Raw genomic sequence first — 26,123 nt, forward strand, 5'->3', positions numbered from 1 at the left:
TTCCACCGCCCGTTGATCTTCGCGTTCCCCCGGGCGCGAAGATCAGCCGGACCGGCCGGGCCCCAAGAGATCCCATCGATTGCCCGCGATGTCGAGGAAGACCGCCACCCGCCCGTACGGCTCGGTGCGCGGCTCCCGCACGAAGGTCACCCCGGCGTCCACCATCCGCCGGTACGTGCCGTCGAAGTCGTCGGCCCGCAGGAAGAACCCGACCCGGCCCGCCGCCTGAGCCCCGACGGCGGCGCGCTGGTGCTCCCCGTCCGCCCGGGCCAGCAGCAGTCCCGTCTGCGCCCCGGGCGGACGCACCACCACCCACCGCTTCGGCCGCCCGTCGTTCGTCAGCGACGGCGAGTCCTCCACGAGCTCGAACCCGAGCACGCCGGTGAAGAAGTCGATCGCGGGATCGTACTCGTCCACGATCAGGGCCACCAGATCGATCTGCACTACATCCCCTCCACAACCCGCCGGATCCCGGGCGACGTCACCGGCGCCCAGGCCGCGAAGAGGGTACGAAAATAGGTGCCGTGCTTGTCGAGCAGCCCCGGGTTCTGCTCGATGACGTCGAGCTCGTTGACGATGCTCAGATCCACGAACGGCCCGACCCGCTCCGGCGCGAGCACCGTCTCGCGGCCGGTGAACCGGTCGTGCACGGTGCCGGTCTCGGCCAGCTCCGGCCAGCTGAGCCGCCGCTCGCAGGCGCCGTACAGGTAGACCAGCTCCTCGGCCTCCGCCCCGATCACCGCCCGCAGCGGCTCCCGCTCGGTCCACGGGACAAGCGCCAGGTCGAAGCCGTCCGTGCTGTAGGTCGCATGCGTGAGCCCGGCCAGCTGCACCTCCTCGGCGGCCCCGAACTCCGCCAGCCGCTCCTCCACCCGGCACAGGTGGGCGTAGAGCGTGCCGCCCGGATGCTCGATCGCCTCCGCCCCGTGCTCCCGCAGAAACGCGCGCGCCGCGCTGTCGAAGCTCATAGCCGCGACCCTAGGCCGGGACGGCCCTCTCGCGCTGCCCGGCAGATCACAGCCCCCGGTGCTGCCTCATCCGCGGTCCCGGACGGCGCGGGAGCCGATCGGGGCCGCCGTCGTCCTGCTACCGAAGGCTTGCTACCGAAGCCCCGGAGATCAGCTTTTCAATGGCGTCGGCGGCCGTGAGCGCTCCGCCGGCAGCGTGGAGCAGGTCTCGCATCGCGGCCAGGTTCTTGTGGATCGGTTCGCTGTCTTCGACTTCGGTCACCGCGTCGAGCAGGGCGGCGGACGTGATCTCAGTCAGGTGTACGCCCAGGGCCAGCTCCTGGATGCGGCGGGCGTTGGCCGCTTGCTCGGGCATCTGCGGCACGCACACGGTCGGCACCCCGTTGAGCAGAGCCTCCATGGTCGAGTTCATGCCGGCGTGGGTGACGAACGCGGTGGCGTGCCGCAGCACCTCGAGTTGTGGAAAGTACGGGCGTACGTCGAAGTTGGCCGGTAGCGGGCCCAGGTCATCGCGGTTGACGCGGTTCCCGATGGCCATGGCGACCCGCCAGGCGGTGCCGCCGAACGTCCGGATGCAGAGGCGGAAGAACTCCGGGTGTTCGTTCATCATGGTGCCGAGGGCGATGAACAGCAGCCGGGTGCCGGCCACGGGCGCCTTCCAGGGGTCCGCGGCCGTCCGGGTGTACGCCGTCGGGCCGACGAAGACGTATCGCTCGTCGAAGGTCTCACCTGCGTATTGGAAACGTCGGGGCAGGAAGACGACGGTCAGGTCGGCGGCGCCGGAGTTCAAGACGGTGGCCGGCTTCCCGGAGACGCCGAGCGGTTCCGCGAACGCTTGTACCTGCTTGTCCGCCGCGGCGATGCCGGCGGCCCGGCGGCCCGGATCGGGGATGAACTCCTGGAGGGGGTTGTAGTGCTCATTGGCTGCGAAGGTAGGCCGCAGCTGAACGGTCTTGACATCGAGCAGGTCGGCGACCATGGCACCGGACAGCGAACTGGCGTCGTAACAGATCGCGTCCGGCCGGTCAGCCGCGAGTCCGTCGCGCAGGACCGGGAATTCGCGTTCGGTCCGTGCCAGCAGCATCCGCGCGATCATCGCGGCCGGGTCTAGGTCCGCACCGGTCAGCGACTGCTGTCCTGCCCGGCCGCCGCCGAAGTCGTTGGCGGGCAGCGGCAGATGCCGGGCCCCGGCCTGCTCGACCGCGTCGCCGTAGGCGTCACCGGCGGCGTAGGTGACGCGGTGGCCACGACGGACCAGTTCGGCCACGACGGGAAGGGTCGGGTTGATGTGACCGGCCCCGTCACGGCCGACAAACGCGATGTGTCGCTGCACGGGAAGTCCCTTTCGGTATGACGGACGTTTCTCTCCAGCAACCTAGGTGGGCTGTCGCGCGGGTGGCGGTCAACCGATGTCGCGTACGCGCCGTCGTCCGGGACGGGGCATTTCACCGGTACAACGGTGGATCCGTTTCGCCCGGATCGGCCTTGATGTAGGCGCCGGGTGTGTATCCGGTGATGCGGCGGAAAGCGCTGATGAAGGCGCTCGGCCGGCGGTAGCCGACGGCTCGGGCGGTCGTGTTGACAGCAGCACCCTGTCCGAGCAGCCGGATGGCGGCGCGGATCCGGACCCGGGTCCGCCAGTCCGCGAAGGTCAGACCCGTCTGGGCCGGGAACAGCCGTGACAGTGTGCGCGCGCCGGCATGGACCTCGTCGGCCCAGTCGGTGAGTTCGCGTGTGTCGGCAGGGTCGGCCAGGAGCCGCTCGGCGATGGCGCGCACACGCGGGTCCGTGGGCACCGAAATCTGAATGTCAGTCGCCGGCAAGGGACTGAGCAGCGCGAACAGGAGGGCCTCACTCGGACCGCGGCTCGCATCGTCCGGCGCGGTCCGGATCAGGTGGGTGATCAGTTCGCGAAGGAGCGGCCCGACGGTGACGCCGGTGGGCTCGGTCCAGGCGATGGGGCAGCGTTCCGCGTCGAGGTGAAGGATCGACAGATCGCCGTCGTGCAACACCCGGCCGCCGTGCTCGACGTCGCCCGGCACCCAGAGCCCGTAACCAGGCGGGATCAACCAGTCCCGAGACCCGGCGGTACCCATCAAGGTCGCGCTCGTGCTACCCAGCAGCACCGGCTCGGGATGGGAATGGGTCGGCCGCTTCTCGACTTCTGCCGCGTCACCGCGCTGAATGCTGAGGATCGGTGACCCTGCCGGAGGCTCGTTGTTCATGCGTCCCATCCTCCGGCGCGCCGTGCCGGCTGTGTGCGCCCACGTCCCCAAAATGGCGCCTGCGCGTCATGACCTGGCACCCACTCGCAGGCAAGCCACCAGCAGCGACGAGCGTGGGCCACCTCGTGGCCGGGGAGGCTGCGGAGCGCGGGCGGTGACAGGCGGCGCCGGTGGCGGGATGGCACCATGGGGTGCCGCGGACTACGTCGTGGTCAAGAAGGCGATCGACGACCGTTGTCCGGCCGAGGGCCCGGGACCGTGGATCGGCTACCCCTACGGTGATGTCGTTGAGGACGAGACGGTGGCGTAGCCCGGGCAGGCGGCGTCGCGGTGCTGCTTGTGGTGGCGCATCCACAGGGCGACGTCGAGGATGCGCAGGAGGGTGACCTCGGGGGGTAGGCCGGCGTTGTCGCGGAGCGCGGCCAGGTCGGTGCGCACGGCCGGGTCGGCCAGGGTGGTGTCGAGGGTGCGCCAGACGTCGCCGGGGAGGGCGAGCTGGCAGCGGACGACCCGGTCCCAGACGGGGATCAGCTTGGGACGCTTGCGGGCGAGGAGTTTGCCGGCGGTGACCCAGCCGACCCCGTCCTGGGTCTTGAGCAGCTGCCAGGCCTTGTCGGCGGGCGACCCGGGCCGGACGTGACCCGCCGCCTCGGGCGTGCCCAGCGACACGTCCGCCGGGATCTCCGTCAGGTGGCGGGAGAGGTCGCGGCCGAGCTGACCCTCGAGCAGGTCGGCGGCGACCGCGGCGGGGACGCTGACGCTGAGCATCGTCACGGCGACCAGGTCGGTCGCGGTGATGGTGTCGCGGGTTTCCCGCCGGTCACCGCCGCCGCCGAGCTGCTCGAAGTGGCGGCCGGTGTACGTGGCGAAGTAGGTCTTCAGGTCCGCCGGGGCGGCTCGGAGGACGGCGCGCAGATCGGTGGGCACCGCCGGATGTTACTCGGGAGCGTAGGCGCGGACCTGGGTCAGGTAGGCGGTCGTGAAGACGCGGCCGGCGCCCACGGCGACGGCGCCGGGGCTGTAGCCCTTGCTGACTTCGAGGGTGCGCAGGCGGCGGCCGGTGCGGGTGTCGACGGCGGCCAGGTAGGTCGGCTCGGTGTCGGCGCCGGGGTGGTGCTGGAACCACAGGACGCCGGTGGCGGCGGTGAGGGGGCCGGTCGGGCGGGCGGGGGAGGTCCACCGGGTGCGGCCCCGGGGGTCGAGGGCGACGACGCGCCGGGTGGCGGTGGCGGCGTAGATCCCGGCGCGGCCGGCGGTGACGTCGGTGTAGCGGGCGGGTGGCGTACTGAAGCGGATTTTGCCGTCCGTGGCCCGGAAGGCCTGCACGCGGCCCGCGGCGACATAGACCGCGGCGGCGTCGGTGGCCAGGACGCCCTCCGGCACGCGGGAGCGGGACCACAGCCGGCGGCCCGTGGCGGCGTCGAGGCCGTGCAGCGTGCCGGTGGCGGGCGTACCCGTCGGGGGCAGCAGGTGGATCGCGAGACGGCCGGCCGCCGAGGCCAGGCGCGGGGAGCCGCCGGCGAGGGTGCGCTGCCAGGCCGGGGTGCCGTCCGCGGCCGACCAGGCGGTGACGGTGGTGTGCGCGCAGCCCGTGGCGCCGGGCCGGTCGCAGCCGGTCTCGGCCGCCGCGAGGACCAGCGGGCCGGCCGCGACGAGCTCGGTGGGGAACTTCTCGCCGGGCAGGTCACGCTTCCAGGCGGTCCGGCCCTCCGATGTGTACGCCCGGACGGTCGCCTTGACCCGCGCCCGCTCGTACGCGCTGAGCGTCAGGATCCGTCCCCCGGCGGCGAGCGGTCGCGTGAGGAACAGCGTCGCCACGGGGTCGGCGGCGAACGGCAGCCGGGCGCCCGTGGCGGCGTCGCGGCGGGTGATCCGCACGGCGGTGCCCGGGGCGGTCGCGGGCTGGGCGTCCTCGGTGTAGTAGACGGATCCGCCGGCGTACGTGGGGCTGGATCCGATCGTGCCCGCGATGGGTCCGGCGTGCCAGGTCGCGTGCAGGCGGGCGGCGGCAGCGGGATCCGGTCCCTGCCGGGCAGCGGCCGGGGCGGGCAGGGCGGCCAGCAGCAGGGCGACGGTCGGCACAACGGCGGCGAACATCCCCGTACGATGCCCCGCCGCACCGGGAGACGCCCAGCTCGGCACGCTGATGATCACCCCGGGGTGGGCGTTTCGCGTCCCCCGTTCGACGTCGGGGCCGCCAGGCTGTCGCGCAGGCCGGTGGCGCGGGCGACCGGGCGCTCGACGGCGGCGCGGATCCCGTCCGGGGTGCCGAGGATCCGCAGACCGGTCCGCGCGCGCGTCACGGCGGTGTAGAGCAGCTCGCGCGTCAGCAGCGGCGAGCCGGCCTCCGGCAGGATCAGCGAGACCTTGCCGAACTGGCTGCCCTGGCTGCGATGCACGGTCAGGGCGTAGAGGGTTTCGGCCGACGACAACCGCGACGGGGGTACGAGCACCGGTGTCCCGCCCCGCGCGAAGGCCGCCCGCATACCGTCGGGCGTGTCGACGATGACACCCGTGTCGCCGTTGTAGAGCCCGGAGTCGTAGTCGTTGGCGGTGATCAGCAACGGCCGGCCGGGGTCGAGGTCGGCGGTGGCGTCCACGCCCCGCCAGCGGGCGATCTCGCGGGTCCAGCGGGTCACGCCGTACGGGCCCTCGCGGTGCGCGCACAGCACCCGGTGGGCGTCGAGGGCGGCCAGCGCGGCGGCGGCGTCCCCGGCGACGGCCGCGCCGGTGACCGCGCCCAGGGCGGCGAGGGTGTCCGAGCGGAGGCCGTCGACGTCATCGGGACCCGTGAAGACGACGGCGGGATCTCCGGAGGCGAGCACGTCGAGGGCGGCGTCCACATCGCCCGTACGGACGGCCGTGGCCAGGGCGGCGATCGCACCGCCGAAGCGCCACGTCCGGGTGAGCGTGACGACGCCGTTGACCACCTGTTGCCCGGGTTCGAGGAGGCCGGCGAGGGCCTCGTGGAGCGCGGGCTCGGGCGGGCCCCCGGCGCGGACGATGTCGCCGAGCACGGCACCGGCCTCCACCGAGGCGAGCTGGTCCGGGTCGCCGACCAGGACGAGGCGGGCCTCCGGGCGTACGGCCTCCAGCAGCCGGGCCATCAGCGTCAGCGACACCATGCTCGTCTCGTCGACGACCACCACGTCGTACGGCAGGCGGTTGCTCCGGTCGTGCCGGAAGCGCGTGTGCGAGCCGGGCCGGCGGCCGAGCAGCCGGTGGATGGTGGACGCGTGCAGGTCGCCGAGCGCGGCCCGGTCGGCGCCGGGGAGCGTGGCGGTCACCTCGCGGACGGCCTCCTCGAGCCGGGCGGCGGCCTTGCCGGTGGGCGCGGCGAGCGCGATGCGCAGCGGGCCGCCGGGCTGCGCGGCGAGGACGGCCAGCAGGCGCGCGATGGTGGTGGTCTTGCCGGTGCCGGGGCCGCCCGCGAGCACGGACACCGGGCGCAGCGTGCTGACGGCCGCGGCGAGGCGCTGGCATCCGCCGTCGGCGGGGAAGAGCCGGTCGAGGTCGGCGCGCAGCCGGGCGTGATCGACGGCGGGGCCGGGTGCGGCGGCGCGGGTCAGCAGCTCGTGGCGTACCTGGTCCTCCTGCCGCCAGTAGCGGTCCAGATAGAGCAGCTCGCCGACCAGCCGCACCGGGCCCTGATCGGCCGTCACGAGCGGGCTCCGGCGGCAGGCGGCGAGCCAGGCCCGCGGCTCGGGCCACGGCAGGGCGACCGGCTCGTCGGTGACGGTGGTCAGGTGCACGCGGGGCAGGTCCAGGCACACCGAGCCGAGCCGCAGCGCGCGGACGGTCAGCGCGACGGCCAGCTGCACGGTCTCGTCGGGCTCGCCGCCGAGGGCGGCGACGCGGCGGGCGGTGTGCACGTCGGCGAGGCCGAGGATCCCGGCCGCGTTGAACTGCTGCAGCAGCCCGGTGGCGCGCCGGGCGAGCAGGACGGTCATGAGACGCCGTCCAGCAGGTCGGACAGTTCCACGATCAGCGCCGCCGGGGGCTGCCAGCTGAAGACGCCGTACGGGACGCCGGCCGGTGCGGGCGTGTCCGGCCCGGCCATGCCGCGCAGGAACAGGTAGAGCACGCCGCCGAGGTGCCGCGCCGGGTCGTATCCCGGTTGCCGCCAGCGCAGATACCGGTGCAGGGCGACGGCGTACAACAGGGCCTGCAGCGGATAGTGGGCGGCGATCATCGCCCGGGTCAGGGCCGCCGGGCGGTAGTGGTGGAGCGTGAGGGGCTGCCCGGGCTCGCCGAGCCAGTTCGACTTGTAGTCCACGACGACGTACCGGGGCCCGGGCAGCCGGAGCACGGCGTCGACGCTGCCGGTCAGATAGCCGCGCAGCCGCTGGTCGCCGAGGCCCGGGGCGCGCAGCTGGTCGGCGTACCCGGCAAGGGGGTCGTCCTGGGCGAGATGGCGGGCGAGCGCGTCGCCCAGCGCGCCCAGCGTGACGGGCGCGGTGTCGCGGGACCGGTCGCCGCCGTCGAGGGGCAGCTCGAAGTCGAGCTCCGCCAGCCGGTCCGCCGGGGCGAAGTCCGCCAGGGCCCGCCCGCCGGCCAGCGGTCCGAGCGGGGTGTGCAGCGCGGGCAGCAGGGCGGCGGCCAGCTCGCCGGGCTCGACCGTCAGCGCCGTGCGGGCCAGCAGCTCGGCCGCGCGGGCGGTGAGCTCGGCGGGCAGGGCGGGCGAGGTGACGTCGAGGTCCTCCAGGATCGTGTGCAGCAACGTGCCGAAGGAGGCACCGCTCGGCAGATCGGCCATCGGCGAATGCTCACCGGATCCCTCCGTGTCCGGAAGGGATATGAGTTCCTCGTCGGTGATGACGCCGGTGTCCGGTTCGCTGCCGACCCCGGGCGCCTCGTGGACCCCGGCGGTCAGCCGCGAGTACGACGTCCGCCGCCACCCGAAGTCCAGCGACCGCGAGAACTGCGCGGCCGCCAGCGCCGGGCGGGCGATCTCCGGGGCAGGCAGGCGTACCGGCGGCGCCGGCACCACCCGTTCCACGGCGACCGCCGGGCCGGCGAGCGACTGCAGGTGCGCCCAGGCCGTGGCGTCATCGGGCACCGGGTACTCCGGCTTCGGGGTCTGCCCAGCGGCCGGACGACCGAAGAGGAACCGGTGCAGCGCCGACGCCTTGGTGTTCGCGGTGGGCGCCCACCACGTGACGACCTGACACGCGGCCCGGGTGAGGGCCACGTAGAGCAGCCGCAGGTCCTCGCCGCCGTCCTCGGCCTGGTGTCGCGCGGCCCCGGTGGCGTAGCCGGGCCCGGTGGGCCCCCCGACGTCGAGCACGCGGGCGCCCGTGTCGTCGTGCAGGTGCAGCAGATCGGGCCTGCCGACGTGCCGGTCCCACGCGAAGGGCAGGTAGACGACGGGATACTCCAGCCCCTTGCTGGCATGCACGGTGAGGATCTGCACGGCGTCCGCGTCGGACTCCAGGCGCCGGCTGCGTTCCAGGCTCACGTCGTGCGGGGCCTCGTCGATGCGCCGGCGCAGCCACTCGGCGATCGCCGTCAGCCCCAGCGCGCCCTCGGTCGCCGCGGTGTGCAGGGCCATGCCGACGTGGCGCAGATCGGTCAGATGCCGTTCGCCCGAGCGCCACGCCAGCAGCCGGGCCGGCATCCCGGCCGCGGTCACGGCCTCCAGCAGCGCCGCGACCCCGCGCGTGGCGAGCAGCCCGGCCCAGCCGCGCAGGATGACACCCAGTTCCTCGAACTCCCGCTCCCCGGCGCCGGCCAGCTGCCCGGTCGTCCATCCCACCAGGCCGGTACGCGCGGCAGCCGCGACCCGCGTCCCGCGGTGCGGCTGTTCGAGGGCTTCCAGCAGGGCCAGCCAGTCGCGGGCGGCGACCGTGCCGAAGACGCTCGTGGTGCCCGCGAGCACGGCCGGCACCCCGGCGGCGGTGAGCGCGTCGTGCACCTGCTGGCTCTGCCGGTGCGTCCGGACGAGCACCGCCACGTCGCCGGGCGCGAGTTCCCGGTCGCCCAGCCGGGTGCCGCCGCTCAGCAGGGCGACCAGGTCCGCGGTCAGGTCCCGGGCGATCGCCTCCCGGGCGGCGTCGGTCGCCACGAGACCGCTCTTGTTCGCCGGGAGGCCGGCGCGGGGCACGAAGCGGATCCGCAACGGTGCGCCCGGCTGCAGGCGCCGGGCGGCGTGGGCGGCGGCCACCGGGCGTACGGCGATGCGGTCGTCTCCCAGCGCCGCCTCGCCGAGCACCGTCTCGAAGGCGGCCAGCACCGGGGCGTCGCTGCGCCAGTTGGTCGCGAGCGTCGCGTGGTGCGGTGCGGCGCCGGCCGCGGCGAGATAGCTGACCACGTCGGCGCCCCGGAACGCGTAGATGGCCTGTTTGGGATCCCCGATGAGCACCAGCGTCGCGTGGCCGTGGAACGCCGTGCGCACGATCGTCCACTGCACCGGGTCGGTGTCCTGGAACTCGTCGACCAGCACCACCCGGTACCGCTCGCGCAGCCGCCGGCACGCCTCCGGCCCGCGGACGGGATCCGTGAGCACGGCGGCGAGTCCCGTGAGCATGTCGTCGTATCCCGTCAGGCGCCGGGTGCGCTTGCGGTGCGCGACCTCGCGGCGTACGGCCTCGGCGAACCGGTAGCGCGCCTCGGCCTCACTGCCGGGCGGCGCCGAGCACGGCTCGAGGCGGGCCTGGCTGTCCGCGACCGCCTGCCGCGCGACGTCCAGCGCGCACTCCCGGGACAGGGCCGGCGCCGGGGCGCCGGGGTGCGCGTACTTGCGCAGGTAGAGGTCGTCGGCCACCTCGACCACCAGGTCGTCCGGGTCCTCGACGAACACAGCGTCCCGGTCGGTGTCCGCGGCGACGCCGAGGCTCGCCAGCACCTCGTGGCAGAACTGGTGGGTCGTGGCGATCGTGGCCGCGTCGAAGCCGGCGATCGCCGCGGCCAGCCGGGCCCGCCGCCGGGCGACCTCCTCCGGCGGCATGTCGGCCGGGCCTGTCCCCGCTCTCGTGGATGCGCACGCCAGGCCGCGTTCCGCGGATACCAGGTGCTCCCGGACGCGCTGCCGCAGTTCCGCCGTCGCCGCCCGGCCGAAGGTGACCAGCAGCAGCTCGTCCAGGCTCGCCCGGCCCTCGGCGACGTAGCGGGTGGCCAGCGCGGCGATGGTGAACGTCTTGCCGGTGCCCGCGCTCGCCTCCAGCACCACCGTCCCCGTCGGCAGCTCGCCCCCGATGTCGAACGCGGCGACGCCCCGGGTCAGGGTGGCCGTCACGGCTGGTCCTCGCGCTCGGCGGCGCACAGGGGCCGCCACAGCCGCATGGCCAGCTCCCCGAACCGGGTAGGCTCGGTCGTGCCCGCCGTCGCCAGCAGCCGCTCGAAGGGGGCGTGGTCGCCGAGCACCAGGACGTGGCCCGCGTCCTCGTTCTCGCCGGCGCCCCGGAACCGGGACCACTCGGCGGCGGCCTTGGTGTGCGCGGTCTCCACGCTGCCGTTGCGCAGCCGGCATCGGGCGTACGCGTGCGAGCTCTTCGCCGGCAGCGGCAACGGCTCCCGCAGCCCCTCGTCGTGCAGGCTCACCAGATCGTGCAGGGTCTGCCGGGCGGTCTCCGGATCGAGCGGGCCGTACGTGCAGCGGCGCACCCCGCCGGCGCCCCGCCCGAGGGTGACGGCCTGCCACGGGGTGCCGGGCCGGGCGGCGGTCAGGGCGAGCAAGGTCAGCCACGCGCGGAGGCGGTGCTTCGGGCTGATCCGGGCGTACGAGACCGCGACGGCACAGTGCCCGTGCACGCCGGACACCGTTCCGTCGAGGCGGCGTCCGTCCGGCAGCTTCAGGGACAGGTCGAGGGCGGTGGGCGTACCCGTCAGGTGGGTCCGCGCCGCGGCCGCGAGCGGCGCCACCTCGTCGGCCATCGCCTGCAGCAGCCGCCGTCCGAGGGGACCCGGCGGCACCGTGCCGCGCCGCCATTCGGCCTGCACGCAGCGGTCCAGGTCGGCGCCGCGCAGCAGGGCCCGCAGCAGCCGCTCGCCGACCGCCCAGCGCTGCAGGCCGTCCAGCTCGACGGGCAGCCCCTCGCCGGGGTCGGCGTCGTCGGTGAAGAAGCTGAGCCCCAGCCGCCGCCGCAGGAACGCCCGCGTCGGATGCTCCACGAAGGACCGTAGGTCGTCCAGGGCGAGGACGTCGCCCGGGACGGGTGGCAGGGGAGCGGGCAGGAACGGCGGATCGGCCCGGCGCGGCCCGGCCCCGGCGGCAGCCCCGGCCAGCGCCACCGGATCGAAGCTGAACGGCGCCTCCGCGGCGAAGTTGCGCCGGTCGAAGGGCTGCAGCGGGTGGCGGACGACGGTTGTGCCCAGGACGTCCAGCACCTCGTCGAGGGGGACGGCCGGCGGGCGGGGCGCGTTCGTCCGCTCGTCGGCGCCCGAGTAGAGCAGGACGAGCCGGTCCGTCGCCGCCATGATCGCGTCGAGCAGCAGCTGGCGGTCCTCGCCGCGCGGATCCCGCTCGCCGGCACAGGGATCGCGGGCGAGCACGTCGTCGCCGTCCACCCCGGACGACCGCGGGAAGACCCCGTCGTCGAGGCCCAGCACGCACACCACGCGGTGCGGCACCGAGCGCATCGGGACCATCGTGCAGATCGTCAGGTCGCCGGTGCGGAAGTTGGCCCGGGTCGGCCGGCCGCGCAGCCGTTCGTCCAGCAGCGAGCGTACGTCCGGCAGCGTGAGCGTGGTGCCGACCGGCTCACTCGTCAGCTCCGCCCGCAGCTGCGTCACCTGCCACGAGTCCGCATCCGGCACCGCGGTCAGCGCATCCACCGCCGTGACCAGCGCATCCAGCCACACCTGCGGCGGATGCTCGCCGGACAGGCTGGTCAGCGCGGTCGTCAGCCGGTCGACGAACTCGGCGAGCCGGCCCGCGAGGTCCACGTCGCCGGCGTCGACGTCGTCGAGCGGCAGCGCCGTGCCCAGCCAGCCCAGCTCGTCCTCGCCCATCGCCACGCCCAGCAGGACGCGGTCCAGCCCGGCCTCCCACGTGTTCGGGCGCACCCCGTCGAGCTGCCACCGCGCCCGGTGCGCGGCGTCCAGGCCCCAGCGCACGCCCGACTGCACCACCAGGTCGCGGAGGCGGTCCAGGTCGTCGTCGCGCAGGCCGAAACGCCGGCGTACGGGCGCCGCGGCGACCAGATCGAGGACCTGCGCCGCGCTCACCCGGGCGCCGGCGAGCTCGAGCAGCCGCGCCGCCACCCCGAACAGCGGGTTCACCTGGCGCAGCGCCCGGTCGGCCAGCTTGACCCGCAGCCGGTGTGCGGGGTGCGCCGCCTCGGATCCCAGCCCGAACGACGCGGACACCAGCGGGGCGAACGTCTCGATGTCCGGGCACATGACGAGGATGTCCCGCGGTTCGAGGGCCGGATCGGCGGCGAGCAGGTGCAGCACGATCTCCCGCAGCACCTCGACCTGGCGGCCGGGGCCGTGACAGGCGTGCACCTGGACGCTGCGGTCGTCGTCGCTGGCGTCGCTCGTCGTCGCGGCGGGTGGCTCGTCCCGGGCGATGGCTTGTTGCAGACGGCTCAGCAGTGTGGCGGGCCGGTCGGTTCCGGCGGGGTAGTGGCGGTCCTCGATCGGGACGCCCGGCGCGGCGAGGAGGAGTTGCAGCTCCCGGGCGTCGCGGCCGAGCGAGGCGAGCAGCGGGTGGCGGGGGACGGCGGTGGTCGGGTCGGCGCGTCTCGGGAGGCGGGGGCGCTGGTGGGCGTACGGGCGCAGGGCCTCCCACAGCGCGGGCGAGGGATGCGGCAGCCAGAGATGGACGTCGCGGTGCTCGGCGAGGGCCGCGAGGACGGCGATGTGCGCGGCGGGCAGCCGGGTGGGACCGAAGACCGACACGCGGCCCGGCAGGGAGGAGACGTCCGGGTCGGCGTGCAGCAGCTCGCGCACGGTCCGCAGCCGCGTGGCCGGGTCCGGCTCGGGCAGCTGCCGGGTCAGGCGGCGCCAGAGCTCGGGCTGCCAGCGCAGGTCCGCGGGGATGCCGGCGTCCGTGCCCGCGGTCCACTGCCGCAGCATCTCGGGGCGGTGCAGGGCGTACGAGCTGACGAGGCCGGCGAGGTGACGCGCGGTGGCGTAGCGGCGGCCGCGGCGGATCTCGTCGCCGTCCAGGTAGGCCGCGAGCGGGCGGCACCAGTCCTCGTGCAGCGACCGGTCGATGACGTCGAGCACCGGCCAGACGAGCCGGTCGGGGTGCCAGGGATCCTCGCGCGGGGCGTCGGTGTCCGCCTTGTCGGTGGCGCGGCCGATCAGCTCGGGTACGCCGGGGAACTCGACGTTCGCGCACACGCCGCCGCGGCCCGGCCCGGTGCCGAGATGGTGGCTCAGGCGCTGGGCGAGCCACCGCTCGACGCCGCGCGACGGGACGCCGACGACCTCGGGGGTGAAGGGATCGCCGAGGCGCTCGCCCAGGACGCCGGCCAGCGCGTCGGCGAGGCGGTCCGCCCGTTCGGCCCGATGTACTCGCAGCATGCCTGCCTCGTCCCCGGTCGAGACTGCTCAGGCCGTACCGTATATGAGTATTTTTCGGTGCTTGGGGGTTTCCGGGGAACTGCTCCCGGCTGATTATGATCGCCGGGTGCCCACCCTGCGCATCGTCGCCGCCGTGATCCGTGACCCGCAGGGCCGATGGCTGCTCGTCCGCAAGCGCGGCACCACCGCCTTCATGCAGCCCGGCGGCAAGCTCGAAGCCGGTGAGGCCCCCGCCGAGGCCCTCGTCCGCGAGCTCGAGGAGGAGCTGGACCTCGGCGTCAGCCCGGCCGACCTGACCCACGTCGGCCGCTTCACCGCCCGGGCCGCCAACGAGACCGGCTTCCTGATCGACGCCGACGTCTACACGGCGCCGTCGCCCACCGCGGTCGTGCCGCTGGCCGAGCTCGAGGAGGCCCGCTGGGTCGACCTCCTCGCCCCGGGCGACCTCGAACTGGCTCCCCTCCTCACCGACCACCTCCTGCCCCTCCTCCGCGCCGGCCGCCTCTGACCGTGCGGGACGCGCGGCGTGACACCGCGAACCCCGGTCAGCGGGCGGCGAGGCGGAGTTCGAGATCGTCGAGCACGGCGGACAGGGCGCGGGGCGGCCGATTGGCGGGACGGATCGAGAACATGATGTTGTGGCAGGGGATGACCTCGTAGGTGCGCTCGCCGCAGCGGATGCGGAGGAACCAGCGACCCCACTCCGGGGTGACCTCGACCGCGGTGATCTCGTCGAAGGGGATCCGGAAGCTGCGCGTCACCCAGTGCTGGGTGACGGCCGTGTCGTCGATCTCGGTGCGGATGCGCCGGCTGCGGACCAGCAGCAGCGCGATGACGGCCAGCAGCACCTCGGCGAGCGTCGTGGTGACGACGAGCTCGAAGCCGGGGGCGCGCACGGCCCGCACGACCAGGGTCACCATCAACGCCGCCACCCCGAGCAGGATGGCGGCGTTGACGACGATCCATGGCCAGTGGCGGTACGTGCGGGTCACGTACCCATGATGACCGGCCGGCGCCACGACCAAGCCGCGCCCGGCGTCGTGGCGGTCCCGGGTCAGGCGCCGCGGAGGATCTCGGAGAGTTTGCCGGCGGCGCGCAGGGCGGCGAGGCGGCCCTGGTGCAGGACGGTCAGGTCTTCGACGGCGCAGGCGGGCGGGCTGTGGTTGACGGCGGCGGCGAGGGCCTCGTGGCGGCGGGCCCAGGTGCGGACGCTGTCGGCCAGTTCGTTTTCCTGCTGCTCGGGGGTCAGGTTCGCGCCGGTCAGGCGGTCGAGCAGGCGGGTGCGGTACGGCCAGTAGGACCAGACCTTGGTCTCGTCGATGAGCTGCTCGACGGGGTCGGTGCGCAGGTAGCGCAGGGCGAGCTGGATGGCGTCCGGGCTGCCGGCGGCGATCAGGTCGTCGACCATGCGGTGCCGGGCGTGGGCGCCGGCGACCTCGTAGAAGGTGCTGCGGCAGCCGTAGGGGCGGGCCGCGCCGACGACGCTCTTCCAGGTGAGCGGGGCGCCGGGGCGGGCGGCGAGGAGCTCGGCGACCGCCTGGAAGTAGACGATCTTGGTGTGCCAGTGGTTGCGGCGCGGCGACCGGTTGGCGGACAGCCGGGCGTGCCAGTCACCGATGACGGTGTGCTGCAGGTCCATTGTGATCATCGACGACATCGCGGTGTGTCCCTTTCACGTCGGCTGGAGGCGATTCGAGAGTGACCGGCCGGGGGCGCCGGCCGCATCACGCGTTCACGTGGTCCTGGCGGACACGACCGGTCACGGCGTCCAGGACGCGGTCCCAGTCGGCCGGCGCGTGGTCGCCGCCCCACGCCACCTGCTGGTCCGGGCGCACGAGCACCAGGCGGCTGAGCAGGTTCGCGCGCACGGTCGCGTCCTCGAGCGTCAGGTGGGTCATCGGGATCCCGCGCTTGCCGGCGGCGGCGACCATCGGCTCGCCCGTCCGCTCCTCGGTCAGGTCCACCAGCGTGAGCTGCGGACCCAGCCGGTCGAAGAGGTTGGCCCCGCCGGGCAGCCGGACGGCGGGCAGCCGGGCCCCCGCCTCGGCCGTGCCGGCGACGTCCACCTGGGGCGCCTCCTGGCTGAGCACCCCGGCCAGGACCTCGGTCGAGGCGCCCGCCGCGGCCAGCCGTCCGAAGCGGTGCCGGGTCTCCAGCGCCCGGGCCACCAGCTCGCGGTCGATCAGCGCGCGGCGGCGGCGCTCGTCCTCGTAGCTGGCCAGCAGCGCCGGGCCGCCCCAGCCGCGTACGGTCGCGGCCAGCTTCCAGCCCAGGTCCACCGCGTCGCCCACGCACGTGTCCACGGTGTCCCCGGCGGGATGGAACCGGTGCGCCGATTCACCCGCCAGATACACCGTGCCCTGCCGGTACGCCGCCGCGACGCGCAGCGCCTCCTCCGACTGGGCGACCCCGAGCACCTCGGCGGTCCCGGCGCGGATGCCCAGGCGGGCCAGCAGCACGGCCGGGTCGGGCAGGGCGGCCTCCTCGGCCGACAGCGGCAGGTGCCCGATCCACAGCTGCCGGTCGTGGTGCCAGGTGAGGGTGACGTCGCCCGCGATCACCGTGCAGGGATGCGCCGTCGTACGGGCGACGTCCGCGCTCCGGAACCACACGGTGCAGTGGTGCACGGGCGGCGTCAGATGCTCCATCGGCACGCCCAGGCAGCGGCGTACGGTGCTCTGCGCGCCGTCGCACCCGGCGAGGAAGCCGGCCTGCACCACGTGCCGGGTGCCCGTGCCCGCCTCGAGCAGCGTGGCGACCGTGCCGGTGGGCTCGGGGCGCAGGTCGGCGAACGTCCAGCCCTCCCGCAGGTCGACCAGCTCGCTGCCGCGGACCGCCTCGCGCAGCCCGGCGATCAGCAGCTCGGCCGGCAGCAGCGAGTACGGCTCGACGGGCGGCGTGCCGTCGGTGCTCCCGGCGTACGCGCGGCGCAGCTCGTTGGCCGAGGGCATCTGCGACACGTGCACGGGCGGCTGGTCGAGGCGCCGCGTCCAGATCACGTCGGCGGGGGAGTCGGGGTCGAGCCCGTGCCCGCGGATCCAGCCGGTGAGCCCGAGGCGGCGCAGCAACTCCATGCTGCGCCCGCTGACCAGGGCGAGGCCGGGTTGATGCGGGGGCTTCGCCGAGCGCTCGACGACCGTACTCCGCACGCCGTGGTGGGCCAGTTCCAGTGCGAGCACCGAACCGGCGACGCCGGCCCCGACGATGAGGACGGGCGTGCGCAGCGTGGTCATGATGGGATTCCTTCCCCCGGACGGCCTGACAGGGCCATGCTGGGGCGGATCCGGGCGTGCGGCTATCACGTGTCCACGGGGTTCTACGGTGGATGCCGCCGGGCGGCCACCCGCGCGGCCAGCTCGACGCGGCGCTTGATCTCCAGCTTGACGAAGATCTTGCGCAGGTGACTGTCCACAGTGTGCCGGGACAGGTAGAGCTCGGCGGCCACCTGGCTGTTGGTCAGCCCGTCGGCCACCAGCAGGGCGACGCGCTCCTCGGCCGGGGACAGCTCGGGCAGCAGCCGCGGGGGGACCGCCTTGCCGTCGGGCGGCGTCACGCGCCACGCGCCGAGACGCTCCTCGAGCTGCCGGCGCGCCCCGTCGGCGCCGCAGTCGGTGACGATGCTCAGCGACTCGTCGTACCAGCTCTCCAGCACGGCCCGGTCCTCGCGGCCCTGCCCGGCGGCGGCCGCATCCGCCAGGGCCGCGGCCACGGCCAGGGGGCGGCCGGCGTGCCGGAACTCGTCGACGGCCTGCCGCAGCCGCGCGGTGTCGCCGAGCACCAGCCCGGCCGCGTGCGCCGCCGCGCCGGCGGCCGAGCGGGAGCCGGGGTTGCGCCGGGACAGCTCGGCCGCCGCCTCGGACACCGCGGCCGCCCGGGCGGGATCCCCGGCGGCGAGCGCGACCCCGGCCAGCGTCGCGGCGGCGCCGGGCTCCAGCACGAGCAGGGCGAGGCGGTGCGGCAGGGCTTCGTACAGGCCGGTCAGCAGCCCGTACGCCGCCTCGTCGTCGGCGGTGGCGTGCAGGTAGACGGCCTCGGACCAGACCACGTCCTCGGGCGCGGCCGTGATGCCCGAGGCGATGAACGCGCGCATCCGGGTGAGCTGGGCGTTGGCGGCCACGAGATCGCCGCGCAGCACCGAGATCCGCGACAGGGCCCCGAGCAGCGGCACGGCCAGCTGGATCGCGGTGAGCCGCTCGGCGGTGTCCACGCCCGCGTCGGCTTCCGCGGCGGCCTCGTCGAGCCTGCCCCGGGCGGCCAGCAGCGCGGTGCGGTAGTAGTGCCACAGCGGCTTGTCCCAGGCCGTGCCCAGCGCGTCGGCGTCGGTGCTGCCGCGCAGCAGGGTCTGCTCGGCGCCGGTGAAGTCGTCGAGGGTCGTCTGCGCGCTGGCCAGCCAGATGCGCGGGTGGCGGTGGCGGGCGTGCCCGCGGGCCTGGTCGGCCAGCCGGGTCGCGGTCGCCGCGTGCGCCAAGGCGTCGGCCATCCGGCCCTGGGCCTGCGCGGCCAGGCTGCGGGCGGTCAGGCCGAACACCGCCGCCCCGAACTCGCCGCCCTCGCGGCCCAGCTCGTCGGAGGCCGTGCCGTCGGCGTCGGCCCCGGCGAGATCGTCGGTGTAGACGCGGGCGTGGGCGCGGATGGCGTGCAGCCGGGCGCGGGTCCCGGTGGTGACCGCCTCGAGGGCCAGAGCGCGGTCGGCGTACGCCTCGGCGGTCTCGTTGTGTCCCGCGTGCTTGAACGCCTCGGCGAGCCCGAGCAGCAGCTTCGCCTCCGTCTCGGCGTCCAGGCCAGCGGCGAGGGCTTGTTCGCCCAGCTCGCGGGCCTTGTCGAGGCGGGCGGCCGAGGCGAGCAGCCCGACGGCCTCGGCGACCAGCGGCGTCCGCTTCGGATCATGGGCGCCGAGGGTGTCGAGGGCGTGCACCATGAGGTCGGCGGCGGTGGCCGGGGCGGCCACGGCGACCTCCCGGGCGGCGGTGCTGAGCATCGTCACGGCCTCGCCGGTGCCGTCGTGACCGCTGCGCAGCAGGTGCTCGGCCACTTCGAGGGCGGGGCGGCCCTCGTCGCGGGCGATCTCGGCGGCGGTGCGGTGCAGCTGTTCGCGTACGGCATGGGGAAGGTTGTTGCGCACGGCCTGGCGCACCAGGTCGTGGGTGAACGTCAGCCCGGTGCCGTCGGTGAGGAAGTCGCCGAGCGCCTCGCGTAGCGGGGAGAACAGGGCCGGGCCCGGGCGGCCGGTGAGCCGGGCCGCCGCGGCCATGCCGAACGGGCGGTCCAGCACCGAGGTGGCGCGGACCAGCCACTGCGCGTCCTCCGACAGGCTGGTCAGTACGTTCTCGACGGTGTCCATGAAGCTGGACGGCAGTTCGTCGCCGGTCACCGTGGCGCGCCCGGCCTGCATGAGCACCTGGTGGCTGGCGCGCAGGGCCCGCATCAGCTGGGTGACGCGCAGCGGGATGCCGCCGCAGCTGCCGGCCAGCGCGAGCACGGTGTTGTCCACGTCGGCGCCCAGCACGGCGGCGCTGAGCCCGGCGACGGCATCCTCGTCCAGGATCGGGACGTCGATGCTGGTGGCGTGGTGCGCGGCGAGCCAGTCGAGGGTCTGCATGCCCGGGGTGCTGCCGCCGTCCGGGCGCCCGGCCAGCAGCCAGCACACGGGGGCGGAGGCAAGGGCGGGGACCAGCTCGCGTACGGCCAGCGCGCTCAGCTCGTCCATCCACTGCGCGTCGTCGATCACGACCAGCAGCGGCTGCCGCGCGGCGAAGTCCTCCAGCGCGGTGCGCAGCCGGTCGATGGTCCGGAACGGCTCCTCGCCGCGGGGGCCCTCGAACAGCCAGCCGAACTCGGGCGCCTCCTGGGTGCACGCGCGCAGCGCCCCGGCCAGGGTGACCAGGGGCGCGGCGAGGTCGAGCTTGAACGCCTCGCGGTGCGCGACCGCCACGTCGAGGCCCCCGGCCAGCGTCACGGTGGCGCGCAGCAGGTGCGACTTGCCGACCCCCGCCTGGCCCCGCAGCACCAGGCACCCACCGGCGCCCGCCGCGGTGTCGGCGAGGGCGCCCCGGAGAGCGGCGAGCTCCCCGTCGCGGCCGAAAGTGTGCTCGCTCAGGACCGGCTCCAAAATGTGCGGTTGTTCCGGTGCATCGATGTGCCCTGCGTTGCTGTGGTTGTGCGGGCTTGCCGGTTCTCGGCGTTACGGGGCGATTCTGTCCGTTTCCGGAGATCCACTGAAGACCCGTTCGGACGGTTCCGCTGCGCTTTCCGGAGCGGGTTACGGGCCGGATGATTTTTGTATCACCGCATGGTCAGACGTGCATCCTCGCCGGATCGGGCCGCCGGGCCGCCGGCCGTCCTGTCCGTCAAGGCGCCCGCCAGCATGCCCCTGAGCAGGCCGGGGCCGTCTTCGGTGAGCACCGACTCCACGTGGAACTGCGCGGAACGGATCCCGGGACCGGCGAGCGCGTGCACGGTGCCCGATGCCGGATCCCGCACCACCCGTACGGGACACCTGACCAGCGGACTGTCCAGAATGTCGCCGGCGCTGACGGCGGCGTACGAGTTGTAGAAGCCCACCGAGTAACGCCGTCCGCCGAGCGTGACATCGGCACGGACGCCCTGAGCAGGTTCACTCTTACGGGTGATACGCAAGCCGAGTTGCGCAGCGAGGACCTGATGACCAAGGCAGACCGCTACGAGCGGCGTACGGGCGGCGAGCAGCGACCGCGCGATGCTGTGCAACCGGTCGACCCGGGGATCCCGCCGGTCGAGCGGGTCGCCGGGTCCCGGGCCGAGCAGCACGACGTCGGCCTCCGGCGCCACGCCGTCACGCCAGCTCCGCACCTGCACGTTGGCGCCGAGCGTCCCCGCCATCCGCGCGAGCATCCGGGTGAAGTCGTCGCCGGCGTCCACGATCACCAGACGCCGGCCCGCGAGGCGGGGATCGGGTCCCGTCGCGTCCGGCCCGTGGAGCCAGAAGCGGGAGAGGCCGGCGTTGCGGTCGCGCAGCTGACGGCGTACGGCGGCAGTGATCGGGGGGTGCGGGTTCGGTGCCGCGGGAATGGGGTCGCCGCGCAGGGCCGCCAGGAGCGCGGCGGCCTTGGCGTGGGTCTCGCGGGCCTCGGCGCGCGGGTCGGAGCCCCGGACCAGCGTCGCGCCCACGCCGGCCGTCACCCGCCCGTCCGCGGTGATCTCCGCCGTGCGGATCAGCAGGACCGAGTCCAGCTCGCCGTGGCTGCTCAGGGCCAGGACGCCGCCGTAGACCCCGCGGTCGGTGCCCTCGTGCGCGGCGATCACCTCGCAGGCGCGCGCGACCGGGCTGCCCGTCACCGTCGGGGCCGGCATCGTGAGGCGCAGCACCTCGGCCGGCGTGCGGCTGGTGGGACCGGAGATCACGTACTCGGTGTGCACGAGCCGGGACATCATCCGCAGCCGGGGACCCTCGACCCGGGGCAGGCCGCGGTCGCACACGCGGGCCATCATCTTGAGCTCCTCGTCGAGCACCATGAGCAGCTCGCCGGTCTCCTTGCCGTCGGCCAGGAACCGTTCGAGGCCGCCGGGATCCGCGCCGGCCGGAGGAAGACGCCAGGTGCCGCTGATCGGATTCATCATCGCCCGGCCGCCCCGCAGGCGCACGTGACACTCGGGTGACATGCCCGCGACGGTACGGCCGCCGGCGTGCACCACGAACGTCCAGTACGCGCCCCGCTCGGCCGGCAGGAACCGGCGGAACAACGCGCGCGCCGCGTCGGGCGACCACCCGTCGTACCGCGCCCGGAGGGTCCGGCGCACCACGAAGTTGGATCCGTCGCCGCGCGCGATGTTGCCGTCGATCACGTCGCGCACGATGGACTCGTACTCGGCGTCGCTGCGGTCGAAGCCCTGCACCCGCAGCGGCGGCAGCGCCTCGGGCAGCCGGCGCATTGCCTCGGCGACCGTCATCTCCTCGCGTCCGGTCACCGCCAGCACCGTCGCTTTCCCGCCCTCCCCGGCGGCGTTCCGGTACGGCAGCAGGGTCAGCGTCTCCCGGTCGCCGGGGGCGTCCGTGGGCTCGCACGCCAGCAGCTCGACCCGGTCCGGTGCCCTCCGCAGCAGGGCGAACGCGTTCGTCATGACAGCAGAGTCGCGCGCCGGGCGGCCGTCCGGTACCTACCGGAACGAGTAGTACCGGGCCGCCGCGCCCGTCCCTAGCGTCGGACGCAGACCGTCACTCCGCGTCCGACGAAAGGCGCTCCCATGGACGACACCATCCCGTTCGCCCGGCGGCTGCGGCTGCGCCGGCTGTCCCGCCGGGACGGCCCCGGCCTGCTCGTCGTGCCGCTCGACCACGCCGTCGGCAGCGGGCCGCTCGCCCGCCCCGACCTCGACGGCCTGCTCGCCCAGCTGGACGCCGCCGGCACCGACGCGGTGATCCTGCACAAGGGCGCCCTGCGCCGCGTGGATCCCGCCCGTTTCCGCCGCATGTCACTGGTGCTGCACCTCAACGCCAGCACCGCGCTCGCCCCGGACCCCGACGCGAAGTACCCGGTCGCGACTGTTCCCGAGGCGCTCAGCCTGGGCGCCACCGCCGTGAGCGTGCACGTCAACATCGGCTCGGCGACCGAGGACCGGCAGGTCGGGCATCTGGCCGAGGTCGCCGCGGACTGCTCGCGGTGGGGGATTCCCCTGCTCGCCATGATGTACGTCCGGCCGGCCGCTTCGTATGCCGGCTCGGCGGGCTCGGATCCCGGGCGGCTGGCCCACGCCCTCGCCGTCGCCACGGAACTCGGCGCGGATCTCGTGAAGACGGCACTTCCGTCGTCGCCGGCCGCTGCGGCGCGGGTGGTGGGCGGGTGCCCGGTGCCTGTGCTCGCCGCCGGGGGCGCGGTGGACGGCGACAGCTTCGACCGGCTCGCCGTGGCCGTCGGCGCGGGGGCCGGCGGGATCGCGGCCGGGCGGCTCGTCTTCACCGCTCCCGACCCCGGCGCGATGGTGCGGCGGCTCACTGCCCTTCTCTCCTCTTCGTCGCATGCCCCGGGGGTGCTTGTCGGATGACTGTCTCCACTGCTTACCACGCTTCCGCCCGCGGGACCCGGCAGTGCTGGCTGGATCTGCGCGATGCCGGCCATTGGCTCGACGCGGCCCGGACGGAGGCGATCCACCAGTGCTTCGACGCCGTGCTCGCCGAGGATCCCGCCGGCCTGGAGGGCCTGCCGCCGACGGTCACCCGGGTCCTCGCGCCGGCCGGCCCGGTCCCCGCCGAGCTCGGCGCCGTCGACCTGGTGCTGGTCACACCCGACCGGTTGCACGAGGCGGCCGGCCATCCCGGCGTACGCTTCGGCACCCGCCACGACGTCGTCGACCCCGCCACGCTCGAAGCCGCCTGCCGCGCCGTCCGCCAGGACGAGTGCACGCTGCTCAGCTTCCGCGACCCGACGAACATCCCGATGGAGATCGTGCTCGCCGCCGCCGACGGCGCCCCGGGCACGATCATCACGGCTGTGCGCGACGTGCAGGACGCGCGTGTCCACTTGAGCGTGCTCGAACACGGCCCCGACGGCGTCCTGCTCGCCCCGCGCGAACCCGGCGACGCCACCCGCCTGGCCGCCGTCGTGCGGGACCACTCGCCGGACATCGAGCTGGTCACCCTCACCGTCGACGCGGTCGCCCACGCCGGTACGGGCGAGCGCGCCTGCATCGACACGTGCACGTGGCTCCGGCCGGACGAGGGCATCCTGGTCGGATCACGCTCCCGCGCCCTGATGCTCTGCGTGAGCGAGACGCACCCGCTGCCCTACATGCCGACCCGCCCGTTCCGGGTGAACGCGGGCGCCGTCATGTCGTACACGCTGGCGGACCAGGAGCACACCCGCTACCTGAGCGAACTGACGGCCGGCGGCACGGTCCTGGCGGTCTCCGCCGACGGCCGCACCCGGCGCGTCACGGTCGGCCGCGTCAAGATCGAGACCCGCCCGCTGCTGGCCATCCACGCCACCGCCCCCACCGGCGAGCGGGCCACTCTCATCGTGCAGGACGACTGGCACGTCCGAGTCCTGGGTCCCGGCGGCACGGTGCGCAACTCCACCGATCTCAAGCCGGGCGACCAGGTCCTCGGTCACCTCCCCGGCCGCGAGCGCCACGTCGGCTACCCCATCGACGAACTCTGCTACGAACAATGAGTTCGCCGGAACCGCCCGCCGCCCGTACCCACCCGCCCGGTCGTGGGGTGTTCGACTTCCACGTCCGGTGGGCGGGAGACGAGCATGCTCTGCTGTCCGTCCTGGACAACCACGGGATCACGCGTGCGGCGGTGTCCGCCGGTGGGGTGGTTCCCCTGCGGCAGCTGTCCCGCCAGATCAACGACGGCGGCCGGGCGGACGCGCAAGCGAACAATGCCGCGACGCTCGACGTGTGCGATCGCGCGGGAGGGCGTCTCGTGCCGTTCTACTTCGCCGATCCGGTGCGGGACGTCCGCGCGTACCGGCGGGTGGTCGCGCAGTTCCGAGGGCTGGAGATCTCGCCGGCCGTGCACGGGTTCCGATACGACTCCCGGGAGGTGGCCGAACTGGTCACCATTGCCGGGGCCGCCGGACACCCGGTCTACACGGTCACGCTCGCCCGGCCGGGGGTCCGCCCGTCGGATCTCGCGGCGCTGGCCCGCAGATTCCGGCAGGTCGCCTTCGTCTGGGGGCACTGCGGTCACACCGGGATCGACGTGTCCGGACTCGAGGACCTGGCTGACGAACCGAACGTCCTGGCCGAGCTCTCCGGCTGCCTCACCGTGACGGCCCGTGCCGCCGTCGACCGGCTCGGTGCCGGACGGGTGCTGTTCGGCACGGAGTACCCGCTGCAGGACCCCGCCGTGGAGCTGGCCAAAGTGGCGGCGCTCCGGCTGTCCCCGGACACCCGGCGGCAGGTGATGTGGGGCAACGCCTGCCGGCTGCTCGGTGAAGATCCCGATGCTCGGCCGGGGCCCGTCGTCCCGGCAGGCAAGCGAATTGCGCCGCGGTTGAGTCGCAGGGAGTTCCCCGGATGCGTCGGCGCGGAAGTGAGGGGAGAACAAGAATGAGTACTGTCATGTCCTGGCGCCCGCGGCTGGGCGACTGGCGGAACGCCGACGAGCTGGCGGCCTTGCAGGATGCGGCGTTGCCCCGGGTGCTCGCGGCGGCCGGGCGGTCGCCGTTCTACCGGGCCCGGGGCGACGGCGTGCCGGCGAACCGCGCGGAGCTGAATGCGTGTCCGCTCACGACGAAGGCGGATCTGCGGGCGGCGTATCCCTTCGGGATGCTGGCCGTCGATCGGCGGGAGCTGGCGACCTATCACGAGTCCAGCGGGAGCAGCGGGACTCCGACCGCCTCGTACTACACCGCCGAGGACTGGCTCGATCTGACCGAACGGTACGCCCGTAAGCACGTCGGCATCGGGGCGGACGACACGCTCCTGGTGCGGACGCCGTACGCGCTCATGATCACGGGGCATCTCGCGCACGCGGCCGCCCGGGCTGCGGGTGCGACGGTGGTTCCCGCGGACAACCGGTCGCTTGCCACCCCGTACGCGAAGGTGGTCCGGCTGGTGCACGACCTGCGCGTGTCGCTCACCTGGTCGCTGCCGACCGACGCGCTGTTGTGGGCCGCCGCGGCCGGTCATGCCGGGTACCGGCCGGACCGGGACTTCGCGGGACTGCGCGCCTTGTTCGTGGGTGGCGAAACGCTCAGTACGGCGCGCAGAACGCGCATCGAGGAGATCTGGCAGGCCCCGGTGGTCGAGGAGTACGGCGCCACCGAGACCGGCAGCCTCGCCGGCGAGTGTCCGCACGGGCGGCTGCACCTGTGGGCGGACCGCGCAATCTTCGAGGTGCACGACCCGCGGACGGGACGCGTCACGCCGATGGGGCGGGGGCAGCTTGTCGTGACGCCGCTGTACCGGGATGCGATGCCGCTGCTGCGGTATGCCATCGCGGACGAGGTGGACGTGAGCGACGGGGACGCGTGTCCGTGCGGATGGGCGTTGCCGGTGGTGCGGGTGCTCGGCCGGGGCGCGAGCTCCGGCCGGGACGAGCCGGGGTTCGGCCAGATCGACGTGGAGGAGCGGGTTTTCCGGTTGCCGCGGGAGTACGGGGTCATGTTCTGGCGTGCGCGTGTGGAGTCGGCCCGGGGCTCGTCCGGCGTGGCGGTCGCTGACGCGGCTGGTGGTGCGGGCGGCGGGACTCGTGGTCCGGGCGGCGGGGTCCGTGGTCCCGGCGGCAGGGTCCGTGGTCCGGGCGGCGGGGTCCGGCTTCGGGTGCAGATCGAGGTGGCGGACCGGTTCCGGGGGGCCGCGGTGCGCGCACTGGATGCGTCGCTGCGCGAGGCGCTCGGTGTCGAGGTGGTGGTGGATCCGTTGGCGCCGGGTTCGCTGGTTCCGGCGAGCCTGCTCACCTCCGCGCCGGATGTGTTGAAGCCGCGGGGGCTGTTCGGGCCCGGCGAGGACTGGGACAAGGCGCTGCGCTACTACTGAG

At 74.5% G+C, this 26,123-nt stretch carries 19 protein-coding genes; 5 read left to right on the top strand and 14 right to left on the bottom strand.

Annotated elements, in window-relative coordinates; genetic code table 11:
* Window positions 1-42 precede the first annotated feature (42 nt).
* The 9 genes from RBH18_RS03810 to recC form a co-directional block, all read right to left on the bottom strand.
* Complete coding sequence (locus RBH18_RS03810) at window positions 43-444, bottom strand: VOC family protein (RefSeq protein WP_306204474.1); 402 nt, start codon at window positions 442-444, stop codon at window positions 43-45.
* Window positions 444-968 carry a DUF6817 domain-containing protein gene (locus RBH18_RS03815; RefSeq protein WP_306204475.1) on the bottom strand — a complete coding sequence of 175 codons (525 nt, stop codon included), beginning with the start codon at window positions 966-968 and terminating at the stop codon, window positions 444-446. The genes RBH18_RS03810 and RBH18_RS03815 overlap by 1 nt, the downstream gene beginning before the upstream one ends.
* A gap of 118 nt (window positions 969-1,086) precedes the next feature.
* On the bottom strand, window positions 1,087-2,301 hold the full coding sequence (locus RBH18_RS03820; RefSeq protein ID WP_306204476.1) for a macrolide family glycosyltransferase: 1,215 nt from the start codon (window positions 2,299-2,301) through the stop codon (window positions 1,087-1,089).
* 112 nt (window positions 2,302-2,413) lie between these two features.
* The gene (locus RBH18_RS03825; protein ID WP_306204477.1) at window positions 2,414-3,193 is read right to left on the bottom strand and encodes a helix-turn-helix domain-containing protein; all 780 of its coding nucleotides are present in this window, start codon (window positions 3,191-3,193) and stop codon (window positions 2,414-2,416) included.
* A gap of 273 nt (window positions 3,194-3,466) precedes the next feature.
* Window positions 3,467-4,120: a DUF6308 family protein gene (locus RBH18_RS03830; RefSeq protein ID WP_306204478.1), complete on the bottom strand. Its 654-nt coding sequence runs from the start codon at window positions 4,118-4,120 to the stop codon at window positions 3,467-3,469.
* Window positions 4,121-4,129: 9 nt separating this feature from the next.
* A complete protein-coding gene (locus tag RBH18_RS03835) occupies window positions 4,130-5,290 on the bottom strand; it encodes an outer membrane protein assembly factor BamB family protein (RefSeq protein WP_306204479.1) in 1,161 nt (386 codons plus the stop codon).
* Window positions 5,291-5,343: 53 nt separating this feature from the next.
* Window positions 5,344-7,143: an exodeoxyribonuclease V subunit alpha gene (recD, locus tag RBH18_RS03840; protein WP_306204480.1), complete on the bottom strand. Its 1,800-nt coding sequence runs from the start codon at window positions 7,141-7,143 to the stop codon at window positions 5,344-5,346.
* Window positions 7,140-10,427, bottom strand: a complete 3,288-nt coding sequence (locus RBH18_RS03845; RefSeq protein WP_306204481.1) for a UvrD-helicase domain-containing protein — start codon at window positions 10,425-10,427, stop codon at window positions 7,140-7,142. The genes recD and RBH18_RS03845 overlap by 4 nt, the downstream gene beginning before the upstream one ends.
* A complete protein-coding gene (recC, locus tag RBH18_RS03850; RefSeq protein ID WP_306204482.1) occupies window positions 10,424-13,663 on the bottom strand; it encodes an exodeoxyribonuclease V subunit gamma in 3,240 nt (1,079 codons plus the stop codon). Before recC ends, RBH18_RS03845 begins: the two co-directional genes overlap by 4 nt.
* Before the next feature lie 106 nt (window positions 13,664-13,769).
* Here recC and RBH18_RS03855 point away from each other — a divergent pair, with 106 nt between their 5' ends.
* Window positions 13,770-14,171 (top strand): NUDIX hydrolase, encoded by a 402-nt coding sequence (locus RBH18_RS03855; RefSeq protein ID WP_306204483.1) that lies wholly within the window; start codon window positions 13,770-13,772, stop codon window positions 14,169-14,171.
* Between the two features lie 37 nt (window positions 14,172-14,208).
* On the opposite strand, the gene RBH18_RS03860 is transcribed toward RBH18_RS03855, so the two are convergent.
* The 5 genes from RBH18_RS03860 to RBH18_RS03880 all read right to left on the bottom strand — a co-directional run bounded on the left by RBH18_RS03860 (window position 14,209) and on the right by RBH18_RS03880 (window position 21,760).
* Complete coding sequence (locus RBH18_RS03860) at window positions 14,209-14,655, bottom strand: hypothetical protein (protein WP_306204484.1); 447 nt, start codon at window positions 14,653-14,655, stop codon at window positions 14,209-14,211.
* A 62-nt stretch (window positions 14,656-14,717) separates the two neighbouring features.
* A complete protein-coding gene (locus RBH18_RS03865) occupies window positions 14,718-15,311 on the bottom strand; it encodes a hypothetical protein (protein WP_306204486.1) in 594 nt (197 codons plus the stop codon).
* 76 nt (window positions 15,312-15,387) lie between these two features.
* Entirely contained in the window at window positions 15,388-16,896 is a 1,509-nt protein-coding gene (locus tag RBH18_RS03870) for an FAD-dependent monooxygenase (RefSeq protein WP_306204487.1), read from the bottom strand.
* 83 nt (window positions 16,897-16,979) lie between these two features.
* Entirely contained in the window at window positions 16,980-19,772 is a 2,793-nt protein-coding gene (locus RBH18_RS03875) for a LuxR family transcriptional regulator (RefSeq protein WP_306204488.1), read from the bottom strand.
* A gap of 173 nt (window positions 19,773-19,945) precedes the next feature.
* On the bottom strand, window positions 19,946-21,760 hold the full coding sequence (locus tag RBH18_RS03880; RefSeq protein ID WP_306204489.1) for an anthranilate synthase family protein: 1,815 nt from the start codon (window positions 21,758-21,760) through the stop codon (window positions 19,946-19,948).
* Window positions 21,761-21,883: 123 nt separating this feature from the next.
* On the opposite strand from RBH18_RS03880, the gene RBH18_RS03885 reads away from it, so the two are divergent.
* From RBH18_RS03885 to RBH18_RS03900, 4 genes are read left to right on the top strand one after another with little or no spacing between them, the layout of a single operon-like run.
* On the top strand, window positions 21,884-22,681 hold the full coding sequence (locus RBH18_RS03885) for a beta/alpha barrel domain-containing protein (RefSeq protein ID WP_306204490.1): 798 nt from the start codon (window positions 21,884-21,886) through the stop codon (window positions 22,679-22,681).
* Complete coding sequence (locus tag RBH18_RS03890; protein WP_306204491.1) at window positions 22,678-23,805, top strand: 3-dehydroquinate synthase II; 1,128 nt, start codon at window positions 22,678-22,680, stop codon at window positions 23,803-23,805. The genes RBH18_RS03885 and RBH18_RS03890 overlap by 4 nt, the downstream gene beginning before the upstream one ends.
* Complete coding sequence (locus RBH18_RS03895; RefSeq protein WP_306204492.1) at window positions 23,802-24,695, top strand: amidohydrolase family protein; 894 nt, start codon at window positions 23,802-23,804, stop codon at window positions 24,693-24,695. The genes RBH18_RS03890 and RBH18_RS03895 overlap by 4 nt, the downstream gene beginning before the upstream one ends.
* The gene (locus RBH18_RS03900; RefSeq protein WP_306204493.1) at window positions 24,692-26,122 is read left to right on the top strand and encodes a phenylacetate--CoA ligase family protein; all 1,431 of its coding nucleotides are present in this window, start codon (window positions 24,692-24,694) and stop codon (window positions 26,120-26,122) included. Before RBH18_RS03895 ends, RBH18_RS03900 begins: the two co-directional genes overlap by 4 nt.
* Window position 26,123 lies beyond the last annotated feature (1 nt).

The organism is Actinoplanes oryzae (genome assembly GCF_030757795.1).
Taxonomy (GTDB): Bacteria; Actinomycetota; Actinomycetes; order Mycobacteriales; family Micromonosporaceae; genus Actinoplanes.

What these genes read in the sequence shown, in the direction of transcription:
- RBH18_RS03815 (WP_306204475.1), bottom strand. Translation starts at nt 968, where the DNA reads ATGAGCTTCGACAGCGCGGCGCGCGCGTTTCTGCGGGAGCACGGGGCG.
- recD (WP_306204480.1), bottom strand. Translation starts at nt 7,143, where the DNA reads ATGACCGTCCTGCTCGCCCGGCGCGCCACCGGGCTGCTGCAGCAGTTC.
- RBH18_RS03885 (WP_306204490.1), top strand. Translation starts at nt 21,884, where the DNA reads ATGGACGACACCATCCCGTTCGCCCGGCGGCTGCGGCTGCGCCGGCTG.
- RBH18_RS03870 (WP_306204487.1), bottom strand. Translation starts at nt 16,896, where the DNA reads ATGACCACGCTGCGCACGCCCGTCCTCATCGTCGGGGCCGGCGTCGCC.
- RBH18_RS03890 (WP_306204491.1), top strand. Translation starts at nt 22,678, where the DNA reads ATGACTGTCTCCACTGCTTACCACGCTTCCGCCCGCGGGACCCGGCAG.
- RBH18_RS03900 (WP_306204493.1), top strand. Translation starts at nt 24,692, where the DNA reads ATGAGTACTGTCATGTCCTGGCGCCCGCGGCTGGGCGACTGGCGGAAC.
- RBH18_RS03895 (WP_306204492.1), top strand. Translation starts at nt 23,802, where the DNA reads ATGAGTTCGCCGGAACCGCCCGCCGCCCGTACCCACCCGCCCGGTCGT.
- RBH18_RS03835 (WP_306204479.1), bottom strand. Translation starts at nt 5,290, where the DNA reads ATGTTCGCCGCCGTTGTGCCGACCGTCGCCCTGCTGCTGGCCGCCCTG.
- RBH18_RS03880 (WP_306204489.1), bottom strand. Translation starts at nt 21,760, where the DNA reads ATGACGAACGCGTTCGCCCTGCTGCGGAGGGCACCGGACCGGGTCGAG.
- RBH18_RS03825 (WP_306204477.1), bottom strand. Translation starts at nt 3,193, where the DNA reads ATGAACAACGAGCCTCCGGCAGGGTCACCGATCCTCAGCATTCAGCGC.
- recC (WP_306204482.1), bottom strand. Translation starts at nt 13,663, where the DNA reads ATGCTGCGAGTACATCGGGCCGAACGGGCGGACCGCCTCGCCGACGCG.
- RBH18_RS03865 (WP_306204486.1), bottom strand. Translation starts at nt 15,311, where the DNA reads ATGATCACAATGGACCTGCAGCACACCGTCATCGGTGACTGGCACGCC.